This window comes from Caenimonas sp. SL110, from assembly GCF_001044395.1.
Lineage (GTDB): Bacteria > Pseudomonadota > Gammaproteobacteria > Burkholderiales > Burkholderiaceae_C > Ramlibacter.
This window is the reverse complement of the sequence record NZ_JANU01000012.1, coordinates 70,405-89,033: the sequence shown is the minus strand read 5'-3', so window position 1 is coordinate 89,033 and position 18,629 is coordinate 70,405. Positions and strand designations below refer to the sequence as shown.

General features: G+C 66.0%; 17 protein-coding genes. 9 read left to right on the top strand and 8 right to left on the bottom strand.

The features are described 5' to 3' along the window. Positions 1–68 precede the first annotated feature (68 nt). Both AQ12_RS08030 and AQ12_RS08025 read left to right on the top strand, forming a co-directional pair. Positions 69–1,019: a DnaJ C-terminal domain-containing protein gene (locus AQ12_RS08030; protein ID WP_048439419.1), complete on the top strand. Its 951-nt coding sequence runs from the start codon at positions 69–71 to the stop codon at positions 1,017–1,019. Beyond that, positions 1,000–1,317, top strand: coding sequence for a hypothetical protein (locus tag AQ12_RS08025; RefSeq protein WP_048439359.1), 318 nt, complete (start codon positions 1,000–1,002; stop codon positions 1,315–1,317). Before AQ12_RS08030 ends, AQ12_RS08025 begins: the two co-directional genes overlap by 20 nt. 129 nt (positions 1,318–1,446) lie before the next feature. On the opposite strand, the gene AQ12_RS08020 is transcribed toward AQ12_RS08025, so the two are convergent. Continuing rightward, positions 1,447–1,920, bottom strand: a complete 474-nt coding sequence (locus tag AQ12_RS08020; RefSeq protein WP_048439358.1) for a universal stress protein — start codon at positions 1,918–1,920, stop codon at positions 1,447–1,449. Between the two features lie 21 nt (positions 1,921–1,941). Continuing rightward, positions 1,942–2,325, bottom strand: a complete 384-nt coding sequence (locus AQ12_RS08015) for a TraR/DksA family transcriptional regulator (RefSeq protein ID WP_048439357.1) — start codon at positions 2,323–2,325, stop codon at positions 1,942–1,944. A gap of 99 nt (positions 2,326–2,424) precedes the next feature. On the opposite strand from AQ12_RS08015, the gene AQ12_RS08010 reads away from it, so the two are divergent. Continuing rightward, positions 2,425–3,267 (top strand): formate/nitrite transporter family protein, encoded by an 843-nt coding sequence (locus AQ12_RS08010; RefSeq protein WP_048439418.1) that lies wholly within the window; start codon positions 2,425–2,427, stop codon positions 3,265–3,267. A gap of 8 nt (positions 3,268–3,275) precedes the next feature. Here AQ12_RS08010 and AQ12_RS08005 read toward each other — a convergent pair whose 3' ends face one another. Beyond that, the gene (locus AQ12_RS08005) at positions 3,276–3,716 is read right to left on the bottom strand and encodes a universal stress protein (protein WP_048439356.1); all 441 of its coding nucleotides are present in this window, start codon (positions 3,714–3,716) and stop codon (positions 3,276–3,278) included. 133 nt (positions 3,717–3,849) lie between these two features. On the opposite strand from AQ12_RS08005, the gene AQ12_RS08000 reads away from it, so the two are divergent. The 4 genes from AQ12_RS08000 to AQ12_RS07985 are packed head-to-tail and all read left to right on the top strand — an operon-like array spanning position 3,850 to position 9,261. After that, a complete protein-coding gene (locus AQ12_RS08000; protein WP_048439417.1) occupies positions 3,850–4,320 on the top strand; it encodes a universal stress protein in 471 nt (156 codons plus the stop codon). Then, positions 4,317–7,040, top strand: coding sequence for a bifunctional acetate--CoA ligase family protein/GNAT family N-acetyltransferase (locus AQ12_RS07995; protein WP_048439355.1), 2,724 nt, complete (start codon positions 4,317–4,319; stop codon positions 7,038–7,040). The genes AQ12_RS08000 and AQ12_RS07995 overlap by 4 nt, the downstream gene beginning before the upstream one ends. 15 nt (positions 7,041–7,055) lie before the next feature. Further along, the gene (gene hemN, locus AQ12_RS07990; RefSeq protein WP_048439354.1) at positions 7,056–8,435 is read left to right on the top strand and encodes an oxygen-independent coproporphyrinogen III oxidase; all 1,380 of its coding nucleotides are present in this window, start codon (positions 7,056–7,058) and stop codon (positions 8,433–8,435) included. 10 nt (positions 8,436–8,445) lie between these two features. Next, positions 8,446–9,261 (top strand): sulfite exporter TauE/SafE family protein, encoded by an 816-nt coding sequence (locus tag AQ12_RS07985; protein ID WP_152682722.1) that lies wholly within the window; start codon positions 8,446–8,448, stop codon positions 9,259–9,261. 150 nt (positions 9,262–9,411) lie between these two features. Here AQ12_RS07985 and AQ12_RS07980 read toward each other — a convergent pair whose 3' ends face one another. The 5 genes from AQ12_RS07980 to AQ12_RS07960 all read right to left on the bottom strand — a co-directional run bounded on the left by AQ12_RS07980 (position 9,412) and on the right by AQ12_RS07960 (position 16,711). Next, positions 9,412–10,770, bottom strand: coding sequence for an MBL fold metallo-hydrolase RNA specificity domain-containing protein (locus tag AQ12_RS07980; RefSeq protein ID WP_048439353.1), 1,359 nt, complete (start codon positions 10,768–10,770; stop codon positions 9,412–9,414). Positions 10,771–10,861: 91 nt separating this feature from the next. Then, positions 10,862–11,872, bottom strand: coding sequence for an SIS domain-containing protein (locus AQ12_RS07975; protein WP_048439415.1), 1,011 nt, complete (start codon positions 11,870–11,872; stop codon positions 10,862–10,864). Between the two features lie 8 nt (positions 11,873–11,880). Then, entirely contained in the window at positions 11,881–13,020 is a 1,140-nt protein-coding gene (gene nagA / locus AQ12_RS07970; protein WP_048439352.1) for an N-acetylglucosamine-6-phosphate deacetylase, read from the bottom strand. Positions 13,021–13,118: 98 nt separating this feature from the next. Beyond that, entirely contained in the window at positions 13,119–14,186 is a 1,068-nt protein-coding gene (locus tag AQ12_RS07965; RefSeq protein ID WP_082151471.1) for a carotenoid 1,2-hydratase, read from the bottom strand. Continuing rightward, the gene (locus AQ12_RS07960) at positions 14,186–16,711 is read right to left on the bottom strand and encodes an FtsX-like permease family protein (protein WP_048439351.1); all 2,526 of its coding nucleotides are present in this window, start codon (positions 16,709–16,711) and stop codon (positions 14,186–14,188) included. Before AQ12_RS07960 ends, AQ12_RS07965 begins: the two co-directional genes overlap by 1 nt. 45 nt (positions 16,712–16,756) lie before the next feature. Between AQ12_RS07960 and AQ12_RS07955 the strand changes: the two genes are divergently transcribed. Further along, positions 16,757–17,728 (top strand): threo-3-hydroxy-L-aspartate ammonia-lyase, encoded by a 972-nt coding sequence (locus AQ12_RS07955; RefSeq protein WP_048439350.1) that lies wholly within the window; start codon positions 16,757–16,759, stop codon positions 17,726–17,728. Then, positions 17,728–18,516, top strand: a complete 789-nt coding sequence (gene aroD, locus AQ12_RS07950) for a type I 3-dehydroquinate dehydratase (RefSeq protein WP_048439349.1) — start codon at positions 17,728–17,730, stop codon at positions 18,514–18,516. Before AQ12_RS07955 ends, aroD begins: the two co-directional genes overlap by 1 nt. Positions 18,517–18,629 lie beyond the last annotated feature (113 nt).

Genomic DNA, 18,629 nt, shown 5'->3' with positions numbered 1-18,629 from the left:
TCTCAACTGCATGCCCCTGCGCCGCGCGCATAGTGCAAAAAGAACCCGAGCCCCAAGGAAATGCCGCCGTGAAATACAAGGACTACTACGCCGTGCTCGGCGTGGCCCGCGACGCGGACGCCGACGCCATCAAGAAGGCCTATCGCAAGCTGGCCCGCGAACACCACCCCGATGTGTCAAAGGCCAGCGGTGCCGAGGAACGCTTCAAGGACATCGGCGAGGCCTATGCCACCCTCAAGGACCCCGAAAAACGCGCCGCCTACGACCAGTTGGGCCAGCGTGAACCCGGCGCGGATTTTTCGCCGCCGCCCAACTGGAACGGCGGGGGGTTCGATACGCACAGCTTCGACGACGCCGACCTGGCCGACCTGCTCGCGTCACTGGGCCGCAGGGCGCGCGGCGGGCATGGTGGCCGAGGTGCAACCCATCCGCAGCGCGGCCGTGATTACGAAACCGTGGTCAAGCTCACGCTGGAGCAGGCGCATCGGGGCACCACGCTCAACCTGGACCTGGCACGCGAAGAGGGCGGCACCAGCACGCTGGAGGTAACGGTGCCCGCCGGTGTGGCCGACGGCCAGCGGGTGCGGCTACGCGGCAAGGGTGGCAAGGGCGTGCATGGCGGCGCGGATGGCGACATCTATCTGCACATCCACCTGTTGCCGCATCGCGTGTTCCGGGTCGATGGCCGCGACCTGCAGTTCGACCTGATGCTCGCGCCCTGGGAAGCCGCGCTCGGCGCCGAAGTTGAAGTGCCGACGCTCGACGGCGCGGTGGTGCTCACGGTGGCGGCTGGCACGCGCGCCGGGCGAAAGCTTCGCCTGCGTGGACGGGGCCTTGCCGATGGCAAAGGCGGTCGTGGCGATTTGTATGCGGTCGCGCACATCGATGTGCCAGCCACGCTCACACCTGCCGAGCGCGATCTTTTCGAACAGCTCGCCAAGGTATCAACATTCCATGCCCGCGCTGGCAGCGGCAAGGACAACGACAAGGACACCGCCCATGAACGCGCATCTGCATGAACCGGGCGTGCTCGACGCCACGGAGCTTTCGCTCGCCTGCGGCCTGACGCTGGAAGAGCTCAGCGAGTTGCTGGACTACGGCGTGCTGCAATTTTGCGTTTCGCGCGAGGCGCCTGAAGGCTTCAACGCGCAAGCCCTGTGGCCGCTGCGTGAAGCCGCCAGGCAGCGCGCGATCTTCGACCTGGACATCTTCACGATGGGACTGCTGGTGGACTACCTGCGCACGATCGAGGAGTTGCAGGCGCAGCTGCGGGCGCTCAATGCGCGTGTGCCAACTGAGCTGTCATCGGAGATCTGAAGACAGGCCGTCATCGCGCACTTGAAAAAGAGGCTGTCATTGCGGACTTGATCCGCAATCCATCGTCGACCAGGCGCAGCGTCCGCTTCGCGGTGGATGCCGGATCGAGTCCGGCATGACAGCCGCGTTTTAACCCCCGTGCCCGTCCACATCCTCCTCAGCCGCCCGTATCGCCAGCACCGGCACCGGCGCAAGCCGGATGACCTGTTCCGCGCCACTGCCCAGCAGCAGCCGGCTGAACCCGCGCCTGCCGTGCGTGCCCACCACCACCAGGTCGGCGTTCCACAGCTTGGCGGCCTTGGCCACAACTTCTCCGAGCCGTTCGCCAAACGTGTCGAACAGCATGCTGTCGGCTTCAATGCCTGCAGCTTTTGCGAGTGACATGCCCTCGTTGAGAATCTTCTCGCCCGATTCGCGCATCACGCGGATCAACTCACCCGAATAGCCGCCCGATGGGTCGTAACCGGTGACGTACGCGGCTTCGTCCACCACGTAGATCAGCCGCAGCCGCCCCCTGAACGCCTGGGCCATGCCGATGGCCGCAGTGAGCGCTCGGTTGGAGGTGGTGCTGCCGTCAATCGGCACGAGGATTCGCTGGTACATGTCATGCCTCCTGCTGTCTTGTCAATGCGTGTGTCCGTGCCCGCTCGCCTGTTCGGCGATCGCCTGGCAAGCCGTGCAGCGCGGCGCGGCCGGCATCGCCAGCAGGCGTTTTTCGTCGATGGCAACGCCGCAGTCCGTGCAGGTGCCGTAGGTGCCATCCTGCAGCCTGCGCATCGCAGCGCCGACCTGCGCGAGTTCTGTGGCCGCATGGTCACCCTGGATCGCGTCGATCGCGGTGAGCGATTCACTGGAGGCCAGGTCCTTGAAGTCAGTCACCTCGCCCGGAGCGCCTCCTGCCTGTGAAATGGCGGCGGTTTCCGACTGCAGGACGGCGCGCAGTTCGGCTTCGCGTTGCAGCAAGGCCATGACGATGCGTTTGCGGGCGGGATCGGTGTTGGTGTTCATGAGGGCTCCTCTGGTTACACCCGCATTGTTGGAGCGTTAGGCGCTGCCCGGTTTGATCCTTGTCAACCGCGGGCGACCGTGACCACGCACACTCTGCCCATGAGCACCGAACTTTTTGGCTCCGATGCGTACGCGCCCGCACAGATCGCGAGAAGGGTGGAGGAGGCTGGCGTCGCCAAGGCGCGCATGGCCCTGGTGCCCCTCGCCATGCTGGGGTTGCTGGCGGGGGTATTCATCGGCTTTGGCTCCTTGCTGTTTGTCATCGTGAAGGCCGACGCCTCCCTGGGCCTGGCCACGTCGCAACTGCTGGGTGGGGCTGTGTTCTCGCTGGGTCTGGTGCTGGTTGTGGTCGCCGGCGCGGAGCTGTTCACCGGCAACAACCTGCTGGTCATGGCCTGGGCCGACGGGCTGATCGGCTGGCGCGCAGTGGCCCGCAACTGGATCGTGGTCTGCCTGGCGAACTTTGCCGGCGCCGCCTCGCTCGCGCTGGCCGTCTACCTGAGCGGGCACACCGAGATGGGCAACGGCGCGATCGGCCGTACGGTCGTGAAGATCGCCCTTGCCAAGCAAGACCTGCCGTGGGAGCAGGCCTTCGTGCGCGGCGTGCTGTGCAACGTGCTGGTCTGCATGGCGGTGTGGATGGCGATGGCGGGTCGCAGCGTGATCGACAAGGCGATTGCGGTGGTGCTTCCGGTTAGCGCGTTTGTTGCCGCCGGATTCGAGCACAGCATCGCCAACATGTACCTGATGCCACTGGCGATGCTGATCCAGTCGGGGGCTGGGGCTGGGGTTGGGGTTGGGGTTGGGTCTGTCGATGCGGCAGTGACGGTGGGCGGCATGGCCGCGAATCTCGCGGTGGTGATTGCGGGCAACCTGGTCGGTGGGGCGGGGCTGGTGAGCCTGGCCTACCACCTGATCTACCGGCGCGAGAAGCCGCGCTGACCAGCCGTTCAGCGGATCACCAGCACCGGCACCGGCGCCATGCGCATGATCTGCTCGGCGCCGCTGCCCAGCAGCACGCGTCCGATGCCTCGCCTGCCGTGGCTGCCCACCACGATGAGGTCGGCGTTCCAGTCGGTGGCCTCGCGCGCGACCACATCGCCCAGGCGCTCGCCCATCGCGGTGACCAGGTGGCTTTCAACCGCCACGCCGGCCGATTCGGCTATGGCCGTCGCGTCTGCGATGACTTTCTGCGCAGCCTGGTGCCCCAGTTCCAGAAGCTCTTCGACGATGCTCGGGTCCACGTCGCCAATGCCTAACGCGGCCAGCTCGTTTTCGAGGTGAACCAGGCGCATGGCACCGCCGGCGTCACGCGCCATCTGCAGCGCCGTCACCAGCGCCTTGTTGGATGTCTCGCTGCCGTCGACCGGGACGAGGAATCGCTTGTACATATCTCTCTCCAGAACAATGAACCCAGACAGCCTAGTGTTTGCCCGTTGCGGCGGCTTTCGATTGACCTGTGTCAAACCCAGGCGCCAGCTGGCACGATATCGTGAAACCGCATCGCAGATGGAGACGCAAGACATGACACGCTTTCACCGAATTCTCGTTCCGTTTGACGACAGCGCAGCTTCCTGGCGGGCGCTGGACGAAGCCATCGCGCTGGGCGAGGTCAGCGGCTCCCGGCTGCGGATCGTGCACGTCATGGATGAGCTGACCTGGACCAATGGGTTCGAGCCCGCAGTGGCGCTGATGCGCGACATCGTGCCGCGCATGCGCGAGGCTGGCGAAAAGCTGCTGGCAGCGGCCTGCGCCCGCGCAGCGCAAAAGCAGGTGCTGGCCGAAGGTGCCTTGATCATCGGCGTCACAGGCCGAGTCTGCGAGCTGATCGCATCGGAAGCGACCGGCTGGGACGCCGACCTCATCGTGGTCGGCACGCACGCCCGCCACGGCGTGGACCGGTTGTTGATGGGCAGCGATGCCGAACAGATCGTGCGTCATGCACCCGTGCCGGTGCTGCTCGTGCGGACGCCGCAAGAGAAGTCGTCCTCATGAGCGTTCGCAACCTGGAGTCGTTGTTCCAGCCCCGGTCTGTCGCCGTCATCGGCGCATCGGACCGGCCCGGCAGTGTGGGCAACGTCGTGTTGCGCAATGCGCGCTCAGGCGGCCTGACCGGGCCGGTGTGGGCTGTCAACAAGAACCATGAGCTGGTCGGCGGCGAGAAGGCCTGGCCCGATGTCGCATCGTTGCCGGCAGCGCCCGACCTTGCGATCGTCTGCACGCCTGCCGCCTCGGTGCCGTCGGTGATTGCGCAGCTGGGCGCGAAGGGCACGCGCGCGGCCATCGTCTTTGCGGCGGGACTTCGGGAGCCGGCGCAAGAAAGTGGCATCACCCTGGAGCAGGCGATGCTCACGGCGGCCAAGCCGTATCTGCTGCGAATCCTCGGCCCCAACTGCATTGGCGCGCTGGTCCCGGGCATCGGCCTGAACGCCAGCTTTGCGCCGGGCAATGCACTGGCCGGTTCGCTCGCATTCGTCACGCAGTCGGGAGCGCTTGCGACCACCATGCTCGACTGGGCCAACGAACGCGGCATCGGTTTTTCTCACTTCATCTCGCTGGGCGACAGCTCCGATGTCGATTTCGGCGATGTGCTCGACTATCTGGCCAGCGATCCGAACACGCGCGCCATCTTGCTGTACGTCGAATCCGTGAAGGCGGCCCGCAAGTTCATGTCGGCCGCGCGCGCGGCGTCGCGCAACAAGCCGGTCATCGTCGTGAAGGCGGGCCGTTCGCCCACTGCGGCGAAGGCAGCCGCCTCGCATACCGGTGCGCTGGCCGGCTCCGATGCGGTCTTCGACGCCGCAGCGCGCCGGGCGGGCATGTTGCGGGTGGACACGCTGGAGGCCCTGTTCGATGCAGCAGGCACGCTGGCCCATCCCCACAGCTGGCGTGGCGAGCGGGTGGCCTTGCTCACCAACGGCGGTGGTGCGGGCGTGCTCGCTGCCGACGCACTGGCCCTGGCCGGCGGCAATCTCGCGCAGTTGTCGGATGCGACGATGAAGGCGCTCGATGCCTGCCTGCCGCCGAGCTGGTCGCATGGCAATCCGGTGGATATCGTGGGCGATGCACCCACGCAGCGGTATTCGCAGGCGCTCGACGTGCTGCTGTCGGCGCAGGAAGTCGATGGCGTCATCTTCATGCATGCGCCGACGGCCATCGTGCCGGCTTCCGACATCGCGCTCGAATGCCTGCCGCATATCCGCAATGCGTCCAAGCTGGTACTCAGTTGCTGGATGGGAGGCAACGCGGTAGCAGGTGCCCGCAGCTCTTTCTCGTATCAGGGCCTGCCCTGGTACAGCACACCCGAACGCGCAGTGGGCGCATGGCTGCAGCTGGCCGACTACCACCGCAACCAGGAATCGTTGCACCAGGTGCCTGACGACCGCGAAACCGGGCCTGCCCCGGAACGCGATCGCGCACTGGCCATCGTGCGCCGGGCCGTCGATGCCGGCCACGAATGGCTGGATCCGGAAGAAGCGCATGCCTTGCTGCGTGCGTACGGCATCGAGACAGCGCCGACAAGAATGGCGCGCACCGGTGACGAGGCTGCGCAGGCAGCAGTGGACATCGGGTTTCCGGTCGCGGTGAAGCTGGTCTCGCAGCAGATCGTGCACAAGTCGGATGTGGGCGGCGTCGCGCTGGGACTGGATTCATCCGACGAGGTGCGCAACACCACCGTTCGCATGCGCCAGCAAGCCGCGCGCCTGGTGCCCGGTGCCCAGATCGCGGGTTTCGCGGTGCAGGGCATGGTCAAGCGCCCGCATGGCCGCGAACTGATTGCTGGCATCGCGAGCGACCCGGTGTTCGGGCCGGTGCTGCTGTTTGGCCGGGGTGGCACCGATGTCGAGCTGTCGAAGGACCACGCCATTGCATTGCCGCCCCTGAACGACCTGCTGGCGCGCGACCTGATCGATCGCAGCGGTGTGCGCACCATGCTCGCTGCCCATCGCGGCGCACCGGCCAAGAGCGAACAGGCGGTTGTCGATGCGCTGGTGCGGCTGTCGCAGATGGCCTGCGACCTCGCGTCCCTGGCCGAGCTGGACATCAACCCGCTGGTGGTCGATGCGCAGGGCGCGATCTCGCTCGATGCACGCGTGCGCGTACGGCTGCGCGGCACGGCCGCTGGTGCGCAGCTTGCCCTGCGGCCGTATCCGCAGAAGCTGGAAGAACGCGTCACCGTCAACAGCACGCAGCTGCTGCTGCGACCTATACGCCCCGAAGACGGAAACCGGCTGAAGGCTTTCTATGCGAAGTGTTCGCCGCAAGACATGCGGCTGCGGTTTTTCATGGCCAGGCGCGAAGTGCCGACCTCGGAACTCGCGCGCTTCAGCCAGATCGACTACGACCGCGAGATGACTTTCATCGCGCTCACACCGGCTGATGAATTCGGCAACCAGCGCATGGCAGGTGAGGTGCGCGCGGTGTGTGACCCGGACAACATCCGCGCGGAGTTTGCGATACAGGTGGCATCGGCATGGCAGGGGCACGGGCTGGGCCGGGTGATGATGGACAAGCTGCTCAACTACCTGCGTGCGCGCGGCACGACAGAAGTCATCGGGCAGTGCCTGCGCGAGAACGCGGCGATGCTGGCGCTGGCTCGCAGCGTCGGATTTGCCGTCACCGAAGGCGATGACGGATTCGCACTGCGGATGACGCTGGTTCGTGACATGGATCAAGTCGCAGCGGCGTCTGGCGGTGCAAAGTCGGCGAACTAAAAAAACGTCTTGTCCATGACCGTAGTTTCATCCGACCTGCTGCGCCGATTCGATATCTCCGGCCCGCGCTATACCTCCTACCCGACGGCCGACCGGTTCGTCGAGGCGTTCGCTGCGCCCGACTACTCCCAGGCGCTCGTGCAGAGGCAGCAGGGCGCGGCGGCAGCGGCGCCCCTGTCGATCTACGTTCACATCCCGTTTTGCGAGTCGCTGTGCTACTACTGCGCCTGCAACAAGATCATCACCAAGCACCATTCGCGCAGCACGGGCTACCTGGCCTATCTGGCGCGCGAAATCGATCTGCATGGCGCTGCGCTCGGCAACGGCCAGACGGTGACGCAGCTGCATCTGGGTGGTGGCACGCCCACCTTCTTCTCCGATGCCGAGCTGCGCCAGCTCATGGACATGCTGGGCCGCACCTTCAACCTTGCCGCCGGTGGCGAGCGATCGATTGAGGTCGATCCGCGCACGGTCGATGGCAAGCGGCTCGACGCGCTCGCCGCGCTCGGCTTCAACCGGATCAGCTTTGGGGTGCAGGACTTCAATCCGGAGGTGCAGAAGGCGGTGCACCGCATCCAGCCGCTGGAACAGGTTGCCGCCTTGATGCAGCAGGCACGCGCCATCGGTTTCGATTCCATCAATGTCGACCTGATTTACGGCCTGCCCAAACAGACGCCCGAATCATTCGCGCAGACGCTGGAGCAGGTCTGCGCCTTGCGGCCCGACCGCGTGGCAATGTATGGCTACGCGCACCTGCCCGAGCGCTTCAAGCCGCAGCGGCGCATCGTGTCGGCCGATCTGCCCGGTGCGAGTTCCAAGCTGGCGATGCTGTCTCAGTCGATCGATGGCTTCATCAAGGCAGGCTATGAATACATCGGCATGGATCACTTTGCATTGCCCACGGACTCGCTCGCCGTGGCCAAGCGCCAGGGGCGGTTGCACCGCAACTTCCAGGGCTACAGCACGCAGCCCGACTGCGACCTGATCGGGCTGGGTGTTTCTGCCATCGGCCGTATCGGCGCGACCTACAGCCAGAACGCCAAGACGATGGAAGAGTATTGCGACCACCTGGACCAGGGGCGCCTGCCGGTGGTGCGCGGCCTTGCGCTCAACCGTGACGACCTGGTGCGCCGCGCGGTCATCATGGTGCTGATGTGCCAGGGCCAGGTGATGTTCGAGTCGATCGAAGTGGCATGGCTCATCGACTTTCGCAGGTACTTCGCGCCGGAACTCGCGCAGATGGACCAGCTGGTCGAGCAGGGCCTCGTGCGCGTCACCGACACCGGCATCGAAGTGACTGAAAGCGGCTGGTACCTGGTGCGGGCGGTCGCGATGGTGTTCGACCGCTACCTGCAGGCCGACCGCAACCGCGCGAAGTTCTCGCGCATCATCTGAAGGCACGACCTTGTCCACCGCGCTTGCGTTCTCGGCGCTGCTCATGGGCCTGGCGGGCGGGCCACATTGCATCGCCATGTGCGGCGCTGCATGCGGCGCCATCACGAGGCCTGGGGATCGGTCGGATGGGCAGGGTGCAGGGGGTGAACGGGGTGTGGGCGATGCACGGGATGCCTCAGGCGGCGCGCAGGTGATGACCCATCCGATCACGTTTGCAACTGCGATCCCTTCGCGGCCCGCGAGCCCTGCAAGCCATCCGGCGTTCCAGCGCGCCGCCTTGTTCCAGCTGGGACGCCTCGCGGGTTACACGGCCGCTGGCGCGGCTGCGGCTGGCGCGGTGCAAAGCCTGGCCTGGCTCACGTCCAATGCGGCTGCGTTGCGGCCGATCTGGATGTTCTTTCATCTGGCGGTGCTGGCGTGGGGCCTGGCGCTGCTGGTGCTGGCCCGGCAGCCGATGTGGGCGGGGCGTGCGGGTCGGCTCGCATGGACCCGCGTGCGGCCGCTGGCGAGTCGGCAGGGCGGCGTGCTGGTGGCCGGCACGCTATGGGCGCTGATGCCGTGCGGCCTGCTGTATTCCGCGCTGCTGGTGGCTTCGCTCAGCGGCGGGCCGCTCGATGGCGCGATTGCGATGGCGCTGTTTGCGCTGGGCAGCGGGCTGTCGCTGACGGCCGCGCCGTGGTTGTTCCTGCGACTGCGTGATGCAGGCAATGGCCGGTTCAAGGACCTGGGAACGCGATTGGCCGGATTGATGCTGGCCCTGGTCGCGATCTGGGCGCTGTGGAGCGATATGGTTCACCGCGTGGCGGTGTGGTGCGGCCTGGTTTGAAGGATGTCATTGCTGACTTGTGAGGCTGTCATTGCGGACTTGATCCGCAATCCACCGCGAAGCGGCAGCCGCGCCTGATCAATCGCCGCATGGATACCGGGTCAAGCCCGGTATGACAGCCGGATTTCCGGACAGCCGCGCCGCTCAAACTCAGCGCAGCTTCACCGTCTCCAGCCACGTCGGCATGTAGACATCCCAGTGCAGCTCGCGCTCGATCCGCTGGCGCAGCGCGTCGGCGGCGTGAGGTTCGCCATGCGTGATGAACGTGGTCTTGGGCGGAGTCTTTGCACTGCTCAGCCACTGCAGGATTTCATTGGAATCGGCGTGCGCCGACAGGTGATCGATACTCGCGACTTCAGCCCGAACCGGAACATCCTGTCCGTGAATCCGCACCGTCGGGCTGCCGCTCACAATCGTCGCGCCGCGCGTACCACCGGCCTGGAAGCCGGTGAACAAAATCGTGTTGCGGGCATCGGGTGCGAACGCCTTCAGGTGATGAACCACACGCCCGCCAGTCGCCATGCCGCTGGCGGCAATCACGATCATCGGGCCCTTGCGCGAATTGAGCTTTTCTGACTCTTGCGGCGTGCCCACGATCTTGGGCAGCGCGGCCATCGCCTTCCTGTCATGGTCCGACAGGCGCAGCTGGTCGCCGTGCTTCAGATAGGCCTGCGTTGCGCTCGCTGCCATCGGACTGTTCAGGAACACGGGCAGATGCGCAATGTCGCCCCGGTCCATCAGCAGGCGCAGGCAGTGCAGCACGGTTTGCGCGCGGCCCACCGCAAACGCAGGGATCAGCACCATGCCGCCGCGCTTGACGGTGCGGTTGATGATGGCAGCCAGCGCCACGAGCGGGTCGGAGTTGTCGTGCAGGCGATCGCCATAGGTCGATTCGACCACCAGGTAGTCCGCGCCCTCGAATGGCACCGGCGCGCCCAGCACCAGGTCATTGGGCCGGCCCAGGTCACCCGAAAACACAATGCTGCGCTTGCCGTTGTCCAGCCTGACGAATGCCGACCCCGGCATGTGGCCCGATGGCGTGAGGTGCGCGGTCAGGCCCGGGACCGGCTGCCACGGTTTTGAAGGAGCCACGGCCTTGAATCGCTTCAGCGAAGCCATCGCGTCATTGCGCGTGTAGAGCGGCAGGGCGGGGTGATGCCTGGACAGGCCGTATTGGTTCGCGTGCTCGGCCTCTTCTTCGAGCAGGTGTCCGCAGTCGGGCAGCAGGATGGAGCACAGATCCTTGGTGGCGGGCGTGCAGTAGATGGGTCCCTTGAAGCCATCGCGCACCAGCAGCGGCAGGTAGCCGCTGTGATCGATGTGCGCATGGGTGAGGATCACCGCGTCGATCTGGTCGGGTCGCACCGGCAGTGCGGACCAGTTGCGAAGCCGCAGCTGCTTGTAGCCCTGAAAGAGCCCGCAGTCGACGAGCACCTTGCTCGTGCCCTCTCGCACCAGGTACTTCGAGCCGGTGACCGTATCGGTCGCGCCCAGGAATTGAAGTTGCATGATGCAGTCTAGGAAGCGGCGTCACGCCGTCGCTTGAGGTAGATCAAGTCGCCGCCGAATGCGGCATGACAGCCCGGCAAAGGCACTGCCGTCAGCTCGTGCGGGTGACCTTGTTCAGGTGAGGCGGCCTGTCGGGGTCGAAGCCACGCGCGCGCGACAACGCTTCGACCAACGGGTAGAAGCTTTGCACCATCGAGATCGCATCGAGATCTTCCGAGGCGGTGGCGCAGATGGGCAACATGCTGCCCGGCGTGCCTTCAGGTGCGGCGAGCAGCACATTTGCACCGCGCTCACGCATGGCAGCGGCCAGTGCGAGCAGTCCCGCCTGGGCCGGCCCGCGCGGCGCGAAGATGAGAAGCGGATAGCCCTCATCGATCAGCGCCATCGGCCCGTGCTGCACTTCGGCGCCAGAGAATGCCTCGGCCTGGATGCCGCAGGTTTCCTTGAACTTGAGCGCTGCTTCCTGCGCGACAGGCAAGCCCAGGCCGCGCCCGATCACGAACAGGCGTTCTGCGTCCATGAGCTGAGGCACGGCGAGCGACCAATCGATGGTTGCGGCGCGAGACAGCACATCGGGCAGCGCATGAAGCGCGCGCGACAGATCGTCATTGCCCTGCCATGCAGCGACGACTCGCGCACCGGCCACCAGTTGCGCGATGAAGCTCTTGGTCGCGGCCACGCTTTGCTCGCGCCCGGCATGCAGCGGAAACACCCATTGCGCGGCCTGCGCGAGCGGAGACTCGGCCGCATTGACGAAGCACGCGGTGATTGCTTCGCACTTGCGAAAGTAGCGCGTCGGCTCGACCAGGTCCGGGCTCTGCCCCGATTGAGAGAACGCAAAGCAGGCAAGGCTCTTGCACGCGATCTGCGATTGATACAGCGTCACCAGCGACATCGGCAGTGATGTCACCAGGCGGCCCAATCGCGCCATGATGAGATACGCCGCGTAATGCGCCGCGTGGTCCGAGCTGCCACGCGCGATCGTCAGCAGCGACTGCGGCGACTCGCTTCGCAGCAGCTCGCCGAAATCGTCGTAGGCCAGCGCGTCATGCGCGAGCTGGCGCGCGACGCATGCCGGTGCTTCGCGCGCTTCAAGCAGCATGTGCGAGATCACACGCCTTGCCCTTCGATGCGTTCGCCCTGCGCATGGACCGACAGCAGTTTCAGGTCGCGGTCGAGCACCACCGCATCGGCCCATGCGCCCGCATCCAGCCTGCCGCGATCGGCGAGGCCCAGGTAGTTCGCGGCGTGGGTGGACACACGATTGGATGCATCGGCCAGCGTCAGCCCCAGCTTGTCCACCAGGTTGCGCAAGGCCTTGTCCATCGTCAGCGTCGAGCCCGCCAGCGTGCCATCGGCCAGGCGCACACCGCCCAGGCACTTGGTGACAGTCTGCCGGCCGAGCATGTAGTCGCCATCGGGCATGCCGGTGGCCGAAGTGGAATCGGTGACGCAATACAGACCCGGGATCGAACGCAAGGCGACCTTGATAGCGCCGGGGTGGACATGCAGCAGGTCGGGAATGATCTCTGCGAACTGCGCATGAGCCAGCGCCGCACCGACCATGCCCGGCATCCGGTGGTTGAGCGGCGTCATCGCATTGAACAGATGCGTGAAGCCGCTCGCGCCGCATGCCATCGCTTCGATGCCGTCTTCGTAGGTGCCCAGGGTGTGCCCGATCTGCACGCGATACCCGGCGTGCGCCAGCGCCTGTATGTGCGCCATGTTGCCCGGGACTTCCGGCGCGAGGGTCAGCAGTCGCACCGGCGCGATGTCGTTCAGGCGGGACAGCTCGTCGAGTGAGACGGGCCGTGCATAGCCTGGCTGCGCGCCCAGCTTGCCGGCGTTGATGTAGGGTCCTTCGAGATGCACGCCCAGCACATGCGCAGCTTGCGTTGCCCGCTGTGCGCAGAGCGAAGCGAGACCGTTGAAAGCTGCCTGCAAGTCCTCGAACGGCGCAGTCATCGTGGTCGCGAGCAGCGTCGTGGTGCCGTGCGCGGCATGCGTGCGCGCCACATGCAGCGCCGCATCGCCGCCTTCCATGATGTCGCGCCCGCCGCCGCCATGAACATGCAGGTCGATGAATCCCGGCAGCACGATGGGAAGCGGCGAGTCACGCACGGCGCGCTCATCGGCAACCGGCGTGCCGTCGATGCCGGTGATGCGCCCGTCGGGGCCGCAGGCAAGCGTGCCGTGGACAAAGCCCAGCGGCGTGAGGATGTGACCGTGGATGGTGTTGGCTGTAGGCATGGTTAGCGCGCTATTCGACCACGGATAGCGAGTTTCGTGCGTTTGCTGGCTGTCATGCCGGACTTGATCCGGCATCCACCGCGAAGCGGCAACGGCGCCTACAACCTCAACCGCTGCGCGTAGCCGGTCATCTCCAGGTAGCCGCGCCCCACGCGTCGTCCCGCGTTGTCGAACAGATCACTCAGGCCTTCCCAGTAAATCGCCCCAGTCGAGGCGCGGCTGTCGAGTTCCTGGTTGTCCAGCGCGGCCTTGACGGTGTAGGTTCCCGACGGCGTGCGGACTGTCCATTCGACCGGATAGGCGGCGCGCGACACCGCACTGGTCCAGCTGCGTTTCGCCGCGAATGACACCTCATCCGGCCCGAACGATCGCGTCGCACCGCCCGCGGCGCGGAATGATCCGCCATGCCACAGTGCCGAGCCATCCGCGCGGCGCAGGCGAAACGCCGTCAGCGCCGACCCGTCATCCAGGTTCATGCCGATCCAGTCCCAGCCGACGGCTTCGGGATGCAGGACTTCTTCACTCCACTCATGGTCGAGCCAGGCCTTGCCCGTGATCGCGAACCGCTGGCCGCGCAGCACGATGGCACCGGTCACCGCGAGTTGCGGCTGGCTGTAGTAGTAGCTCGCCTGCGCCTCTTGCGGCCCCTTGCGCGACAGACCTTGCGCGCCCTGAAGCAAGACGGGCTGGGTGGGCGTGCACTCGATGTCGAGCGAGAAGTCGGCACCCGGCAGCACCGCGCGATAGGCCCCGCCCATGCGTTGCAGCGACCAATCGCGAAGCCGCACGCGGGTGTCACCTTGCGCGGCCAACGCAACCTCGAATCCCTCGCGCGCGATGCGCTGGTCGTGCCACAGCTTCGCGCCTTGCACGTCGGTCACTGCCGCATGTGCGAACACGAGTTGCTTCGCGGCGAACTTCGATGTCATGGCCTGCGTGGCATCGACCCGCGTCCTGAAGAACGTGACCTGGAAGCCGAACTCGCGCCCCTTTGATGTCGCATGACCGGTGATGTACCACCACTCGGTGCGCAACTCGGGATGCGCGCCGTGATCGCGCGGAAAGGCAAGCGTCATCGGCCCGAGCGCAGGACGCGCGGCTTGTGCAAGCAGCGGCCGCGCATGCATCAGCAGCGGCAGGGCAAAGAGTGTTTCGCGGCGGCGCATCACCAGTCTTCTTTCACGGCCAGCACCGCGTCGCGCCCTGCGGCGGCGCGGCCCGCGAGCCAGGCGGTGATCGTGCCCGCTGCAATGACGGCAGCGCACAGCGCCAGCAGGCGTATCCACGGCACGAGCAGATCCATGGTCCAGTGAAAACTCTGCGGATTGACCACATGCACCAGCACCACCGCAACCGCAAGCCCCAGCACAAGCCCTGCGATGGAGCCGATCACCGTCCAGGCTGCACCCTCGCCTGCAACCACACCCAGGATCTGGCGGCGCGTCAGGCCCAGGTGCGAGAGCAGGCCGAACTCCTTTCGCCTTGCCAGCACCTGCGCGCTGAAGCTCGCAGCCACGCCAAACAATCCGATGCCAATGGCCACTGCCTGCAGCCAGTAGGTGACCGCAAAGCTCCGATCAAAAATGCGCAGCGACACGGCTCGCAGCTCCTGCGCGGAGGCGAATTCGACGATGCCGCCCAGGCCGGCTTCGCGTTGGGCCAGTTCGCGTATCGCGCCCTGGACCTTTGCCGGATCGGCGCCTGTTTCGAGCCAGAGCTGGAAGTCATTGAATCGGCTGTCACCGGTCAGGCGCTCGTAGTCGGCGCGTGACATGGCAATGGCTCCGCTTTGACGCACGTAATCGCGCCACACGCCTGCCACATGGAATCTGGCGTTCGATCCGGGGAAGGCTTTTTCCAGCAAGGGGAAGGGCGAACCTGGCCTGGCGCCGTACAGGTCCACCACGGCTTCGCTGACGTAGATCGCGATCTGCCCTGCGGGCGCTGGATGCAGTTCACCCACGAGCGGAAGCGCCTTGCCCGGATCGTCCAGCGTGCGCGCCAGCAGCGCTACGGCGGGAAGCGACGCGTCAAGCAGCAAAGGGCGAGTGCGTTGTGTCGACACGCGGCGAACACCGGGCACCTGCTCCACGGACCGGATGAACGACGCCGGGAAGAACACGGTGTCGCCAGCAGATGCGGAGGTCGATGTGCGCGAATACAGATCGGCAGGCAACACCACATCCAGCCACTGCGACACCGACGCCCGAAAGCTCGCGACCATCACCGTCAATGCGACAGCCAGGCTGAGCGATGCCACCACGCCGCTCACCGCAATCGCTGCGCTTTCGCGCACCCGTCTCGCGCGCTCGACAGCCAGCATCGGCAGCAGCATGGCACCAAGCGCCGGAGCAATCGCGTCGTAGATGCCCGCGATCAACCACGGCAACACCGAGATGCCGCCCACCAGCAACAGGCCCACCGACAGGTAGGCGCCCAGCGGAATTCCTTGCACCGGCGGCAGCAGCGCGAGTGCCCCGCCTGCCAACACCATCGCCATGCCGAGCCAGTGTTTGCGCGAGGCGGGCAGGCCGGTGCCCAGCCCCTTGAGCGTCTGCGCCAGCGGCAGGCGCTGCGCGGCGAGCGCGGGCAGCCAGCCACCGGCAGCGGCCGCCGCGATGCCCAGCGCCGCATACAGGAGGGCCGCTGGCGTCGTCCACTGCAACTGCGGCGCGACCCCCGAGAAATACCCGCCCCCCAGGTCGCCGCCCAGCCAGCGCAAGCCCAGCGCGGCGAGCGCAGTACCCAGTGCGATTCCCAATGCGCTGCCGATCACGCCGAGCAGCAGCGATTCGGCGAGCACCAGCCGCCTGCGCTGCGGTGCGGTCACGCCCAGCACCCCCAGCAGCGCAAACTGCTGCGAGCGGCGCGCGACGCTGAGCGCCAGCACCGAATACACCAGGAATGCGCCCGTGAAAAGCGCGACCAGCGCCAGCACGGTGAGGTTGACGCGGTAGGCACGCGACAGGCTGTTGACGCGGCTTGCGGCGTCTGCAGGTTCAGCGACAACGACACCGGCGGGCATCTCCATCGAGCCAAGGAACGACGCGCGATCACTGCCGGCGCGCAGCCGCACATCGATGCGCGTCAGCTGGCCTTGCCGTGCGAAGAAGTCTTGCGCGGCGCCCAGGTCCATCACGGCCAGCGCGCTGCCCTGGGCGGTAACGGTACCCGCGATGTTGGCCTGGACGCGAGCGCTGCCGTTTTGCAGTTGCACCACCTGCGCATCGCCAAACGCGAGCCGCGCGGCAGGGTTGAGGAACACCTGCCCCGGCGCAAACAGGGCGAAGCGATCTGCATTCTTTGCCGGCACGGGCATGAGGGACGGCGCGACCGCAGCAACAACCAGCGCGTCCATGCCCACAATGCGCAGTTGCAGGGGTGGCTTGGCACCAGCCACGGCAATCGTGGAAAGCTCCAGCACCGGGCTGGCGATGCTCACCTGTGGATGACTGGCGATGCGTGCGTACAGCGCTTCGTCGAACGAGCCTTGCACCGCGCGCACTTCCAGGTCGGGCTGGCCGCCAGCGGAACGCACGGCGCTGGAGAATTCGCTCAGCGCTGATGCATTGATCAGGTGCACCGAGAACGCGAGCGCCACGCCCAGCATGACCGCCACCACGGCAGCGGCGTTGCGCCAGGGGTGATGGCGCAATTCCTGCAGGGAGAAGGTGCGAAGCAAAGCGAGCATCCCCGCATTGTGAGTGGGCGGCGATCAGTGCGCTAAAGTTGCGCGATGCTCCAGCTACCTACTTTCGACGATGTCGCCGCTGCCGCGCGGCGCCTGCAAGGCCACGCCCACCGCACGCCGGTCAACCGGTCCACGACCGCCAACCAGCTGCTCGGCGCGGAAGTGTTTTTCAAATGCGAGAACTTCCAGCGCATGGGCGCGTTCAAGTTCCGTGGCGCGTTCAATGCGCTGTCGCAATTCAACGCGCAGCAAAAGAGCAAAGGCGCGATCGCGTTTTCGTCCGGCAATCATGCGCAAGCCATTGCCCTGTCTGCGCGCTTGCTGGGAATGCCTGCCGTGATCCTCATGCCGATGGACGCGCCGCAATCCAAGATCGATGCGACACGCGGCTATGGCGCAGAGGTGATTTTGTTTGACCGCTACAAGGAAGACCGCGAGGCGCTTACCAAGAAGGTCGCGCAGCAACGCGAGATGACCTTGATCCCGCCATTCGACCACCCGGATGTGATCGCAGGGCAGGGCACGGCGGCGATGGAGCTGATCGAGGAAGTCGGCGAGCTTGATGTGCTGTTCGTGTGCCTGGGCGGTGGAGGGCTGCTCAGCGGCTCGGCGCTGGCCACGCGCGCGCTGTCGCCGCGCTGCCAGATTTATGGCGTGGAACCCGAAGCCGGCAACGATGCGCAGCAGTCGATGGCCAAAGGCGAAATCGTGCATATCGAAACGCCCCGAACGATTGCCGATGGCGCGCAGACGCAGCATCTGGGTCGCTACACCTTTGAAGTGATCAGGCGCGATGTCACCGGCATCCTCACTGCCACCGATGAGCAATTGGTCGAGGCGATGCGGTTTTTTGCGGAGCGGATGAAGATGGTGGTCGAGCCGACGGGTTGCCTGGGCTTTGCGGCTGCGCGGCATGCGGGCATTGACCTGGCGGGCAAGCGGGTGGGCGTGATCATCAGCGGCGGCAATGTGGACCTTCCTCGCTATGCGCAACTGATCGGGCAGGGGCTTGCGTGATGAATGGTTCAAAAGCCATCCAGGTTGGGCAAGCGAAGTTTCCGGCGATTTGCGCGCCGCTGGTTGCGCGTACGCGCGAGGCGATCATTGAAGAGGCGAGGGTGGTGGGTCTGAAGCAGCCCGACATCCTGGAGTGGCGCGTCGATTTCTTTGAAGGCATTGGCGATGCGCAGGCGGTGGTCGAAGTCGCTGCCGCGATCCGCAAGGCCGCGCCCGGCATCCCGCTGCTGCTCACGCGCCGTTCGATGCGCGAGGGCGGCGAGAAGATTGGCATCACCGAAGAGCAGGTGCTGGCGACCTATCGCGCCGCGTGTGAGAGCGGGCATATCGATCTCATCGACTATGAGATGAGCAATGACGCGGCGAACGTCGCGCAGGTGCGCGCGTTCTCGAAGGCGCATGGCGTGCAGCTGGTGCTGTCGTTCCACGACTTCGGCAAGACGCCTGCTGCTGAAGAATTGGCGATGCGATTCGCCATGGCGCAACGGCTGGGCGCCGATGTCGCGAAGATCGCGGTGATGCCGCAGTGCATGGACGATGTGCTGGTGCTGTTCAAGGCCACGCTGGATGCGAGCCGCACGCTGAAGATTCCGGTGGTGAGCATGGCGATGGGCGGCTATGGCGCAGTGAGCCGCCTGTGCGGCTGGACCTTCGGATCAGCCATGACATTCGCCGTGGGACAGAGCAGCTCCGCGCCGGGGCAGATGCCGATTGGGGATGTGGAGGCGGGGATTGCCATGTTGCGCCGCGCGCTATCGCCGATGGATTGCGGATCAAGTCCGCGATGACAGCCTCTTGCGGATGTCATGCCGTCATGGCGCTTGCCCCCCCGGCTGTCATGCCGGACTCGATCCGGCATCCACCGCGAAGCGGCTACAGCGCCACCGAAGTCATGGATTGC

Coding starts and splice junctions, on each gene's coding strand:
- AQ12_RS07960 (WP_048439351.1), bottom strand. CDS start 16,711: ATGCTCGCTTTGCTTCGCACCTTCTCCCTGCAGGAATTGCGCCATCAC.
- hemN (WP_048439354.1), top strand. CDS start 7,056: ATGACCGTAGTTTCATCCGACCTGCTGCGCCGATTCGATATCTCCGGC.
- AQ12_RS07980 (WP_048439353.1), bottom strand. CDS start 10,770: ATGCAACTTCAATTCCTGGGCGCGACCGATACGGTCACCGGCTCGAAG.
- AQ12_RS08015 (WP_048439357.1), bottom strand. CDS start 2,325: ATGAACACCAACACCGATCCCGCCCGCAAACGCATCGTCATGGCCTTG.
- AQ12_RS08025 (WP_048439359.1), top strand. CDS start 1,000: ATGAACGCGCATCTGCATGAACCGGGCGTGCTCGACGCCACGGAGCTT.
- AQ12_RS07965 (WP_082151471.1), bottom strand. CDS start 14,186: ATGCGCCGCCGCGAAACACTCTTTGCCCTGCCGCTGCTGATGCATGCG.
- aroD (WP_048439349.1), top strand. CDS start 17,728: ATGAATGGTTCAAAAGCCATCCAGGTTGGGCAAGCGAAGTTTCCGGCG.
- AQ12_RS08000 (WP_048439417.1), top strand. CDS start 3,850: ATGACACGCTTTCACCGAATTCTCGTTCCGTTTGACGACAGCGCAGCT.
- AQ12_RS08010 (WP_048439418.1), top strand. CDS start 2,425: ATGAGCACCGAACTTTTTGGCTCCGATGCGTACGCGCCCGCACAGATC.
- AQ12_RS07955 (WP_048439350.1), top strand. CDS start 16,757: ATGCTCCAGCTACCTACTTTCGACGATGTCGCCGCTGCCGCGCGGCGC.
- nagA (WP_048439352.1), bottom strand. CDS start 13,020: ATGCCTACAGCCAACACCATCCACGGTCACATCCTCACGCCGCTGGGC.
- AQ12_RS08020 (WP_048439358.1), bottom strand. CDS start 1,920: ATGTACCAGCGAATCCTCGTGCCGATTGACGGCAGCACCACCTCCAAC.
- AQ12_RS08005 (WP_048439356.1), bottom strand. CDS start 3,716: ATGTACAAGCGATTCCTCGTCCCGGTCGACGGCAGCGAGACATCCAAC.
- AQ12_RS07995 (WP_048439355.1), top strand. CDS start 4,317: ATGAGCGTTCGCAACCTGGAGTCGTTGTTCCAGCCCCGGTCTGTCGCC.
- AQ12_RS07975 (WP_048439415.1), bottom strand. CDS start 11,872: ATGCTGCTTGAAGCGCGCGAAGCACCGGCATGCGTCGCGCGCCAGCTC.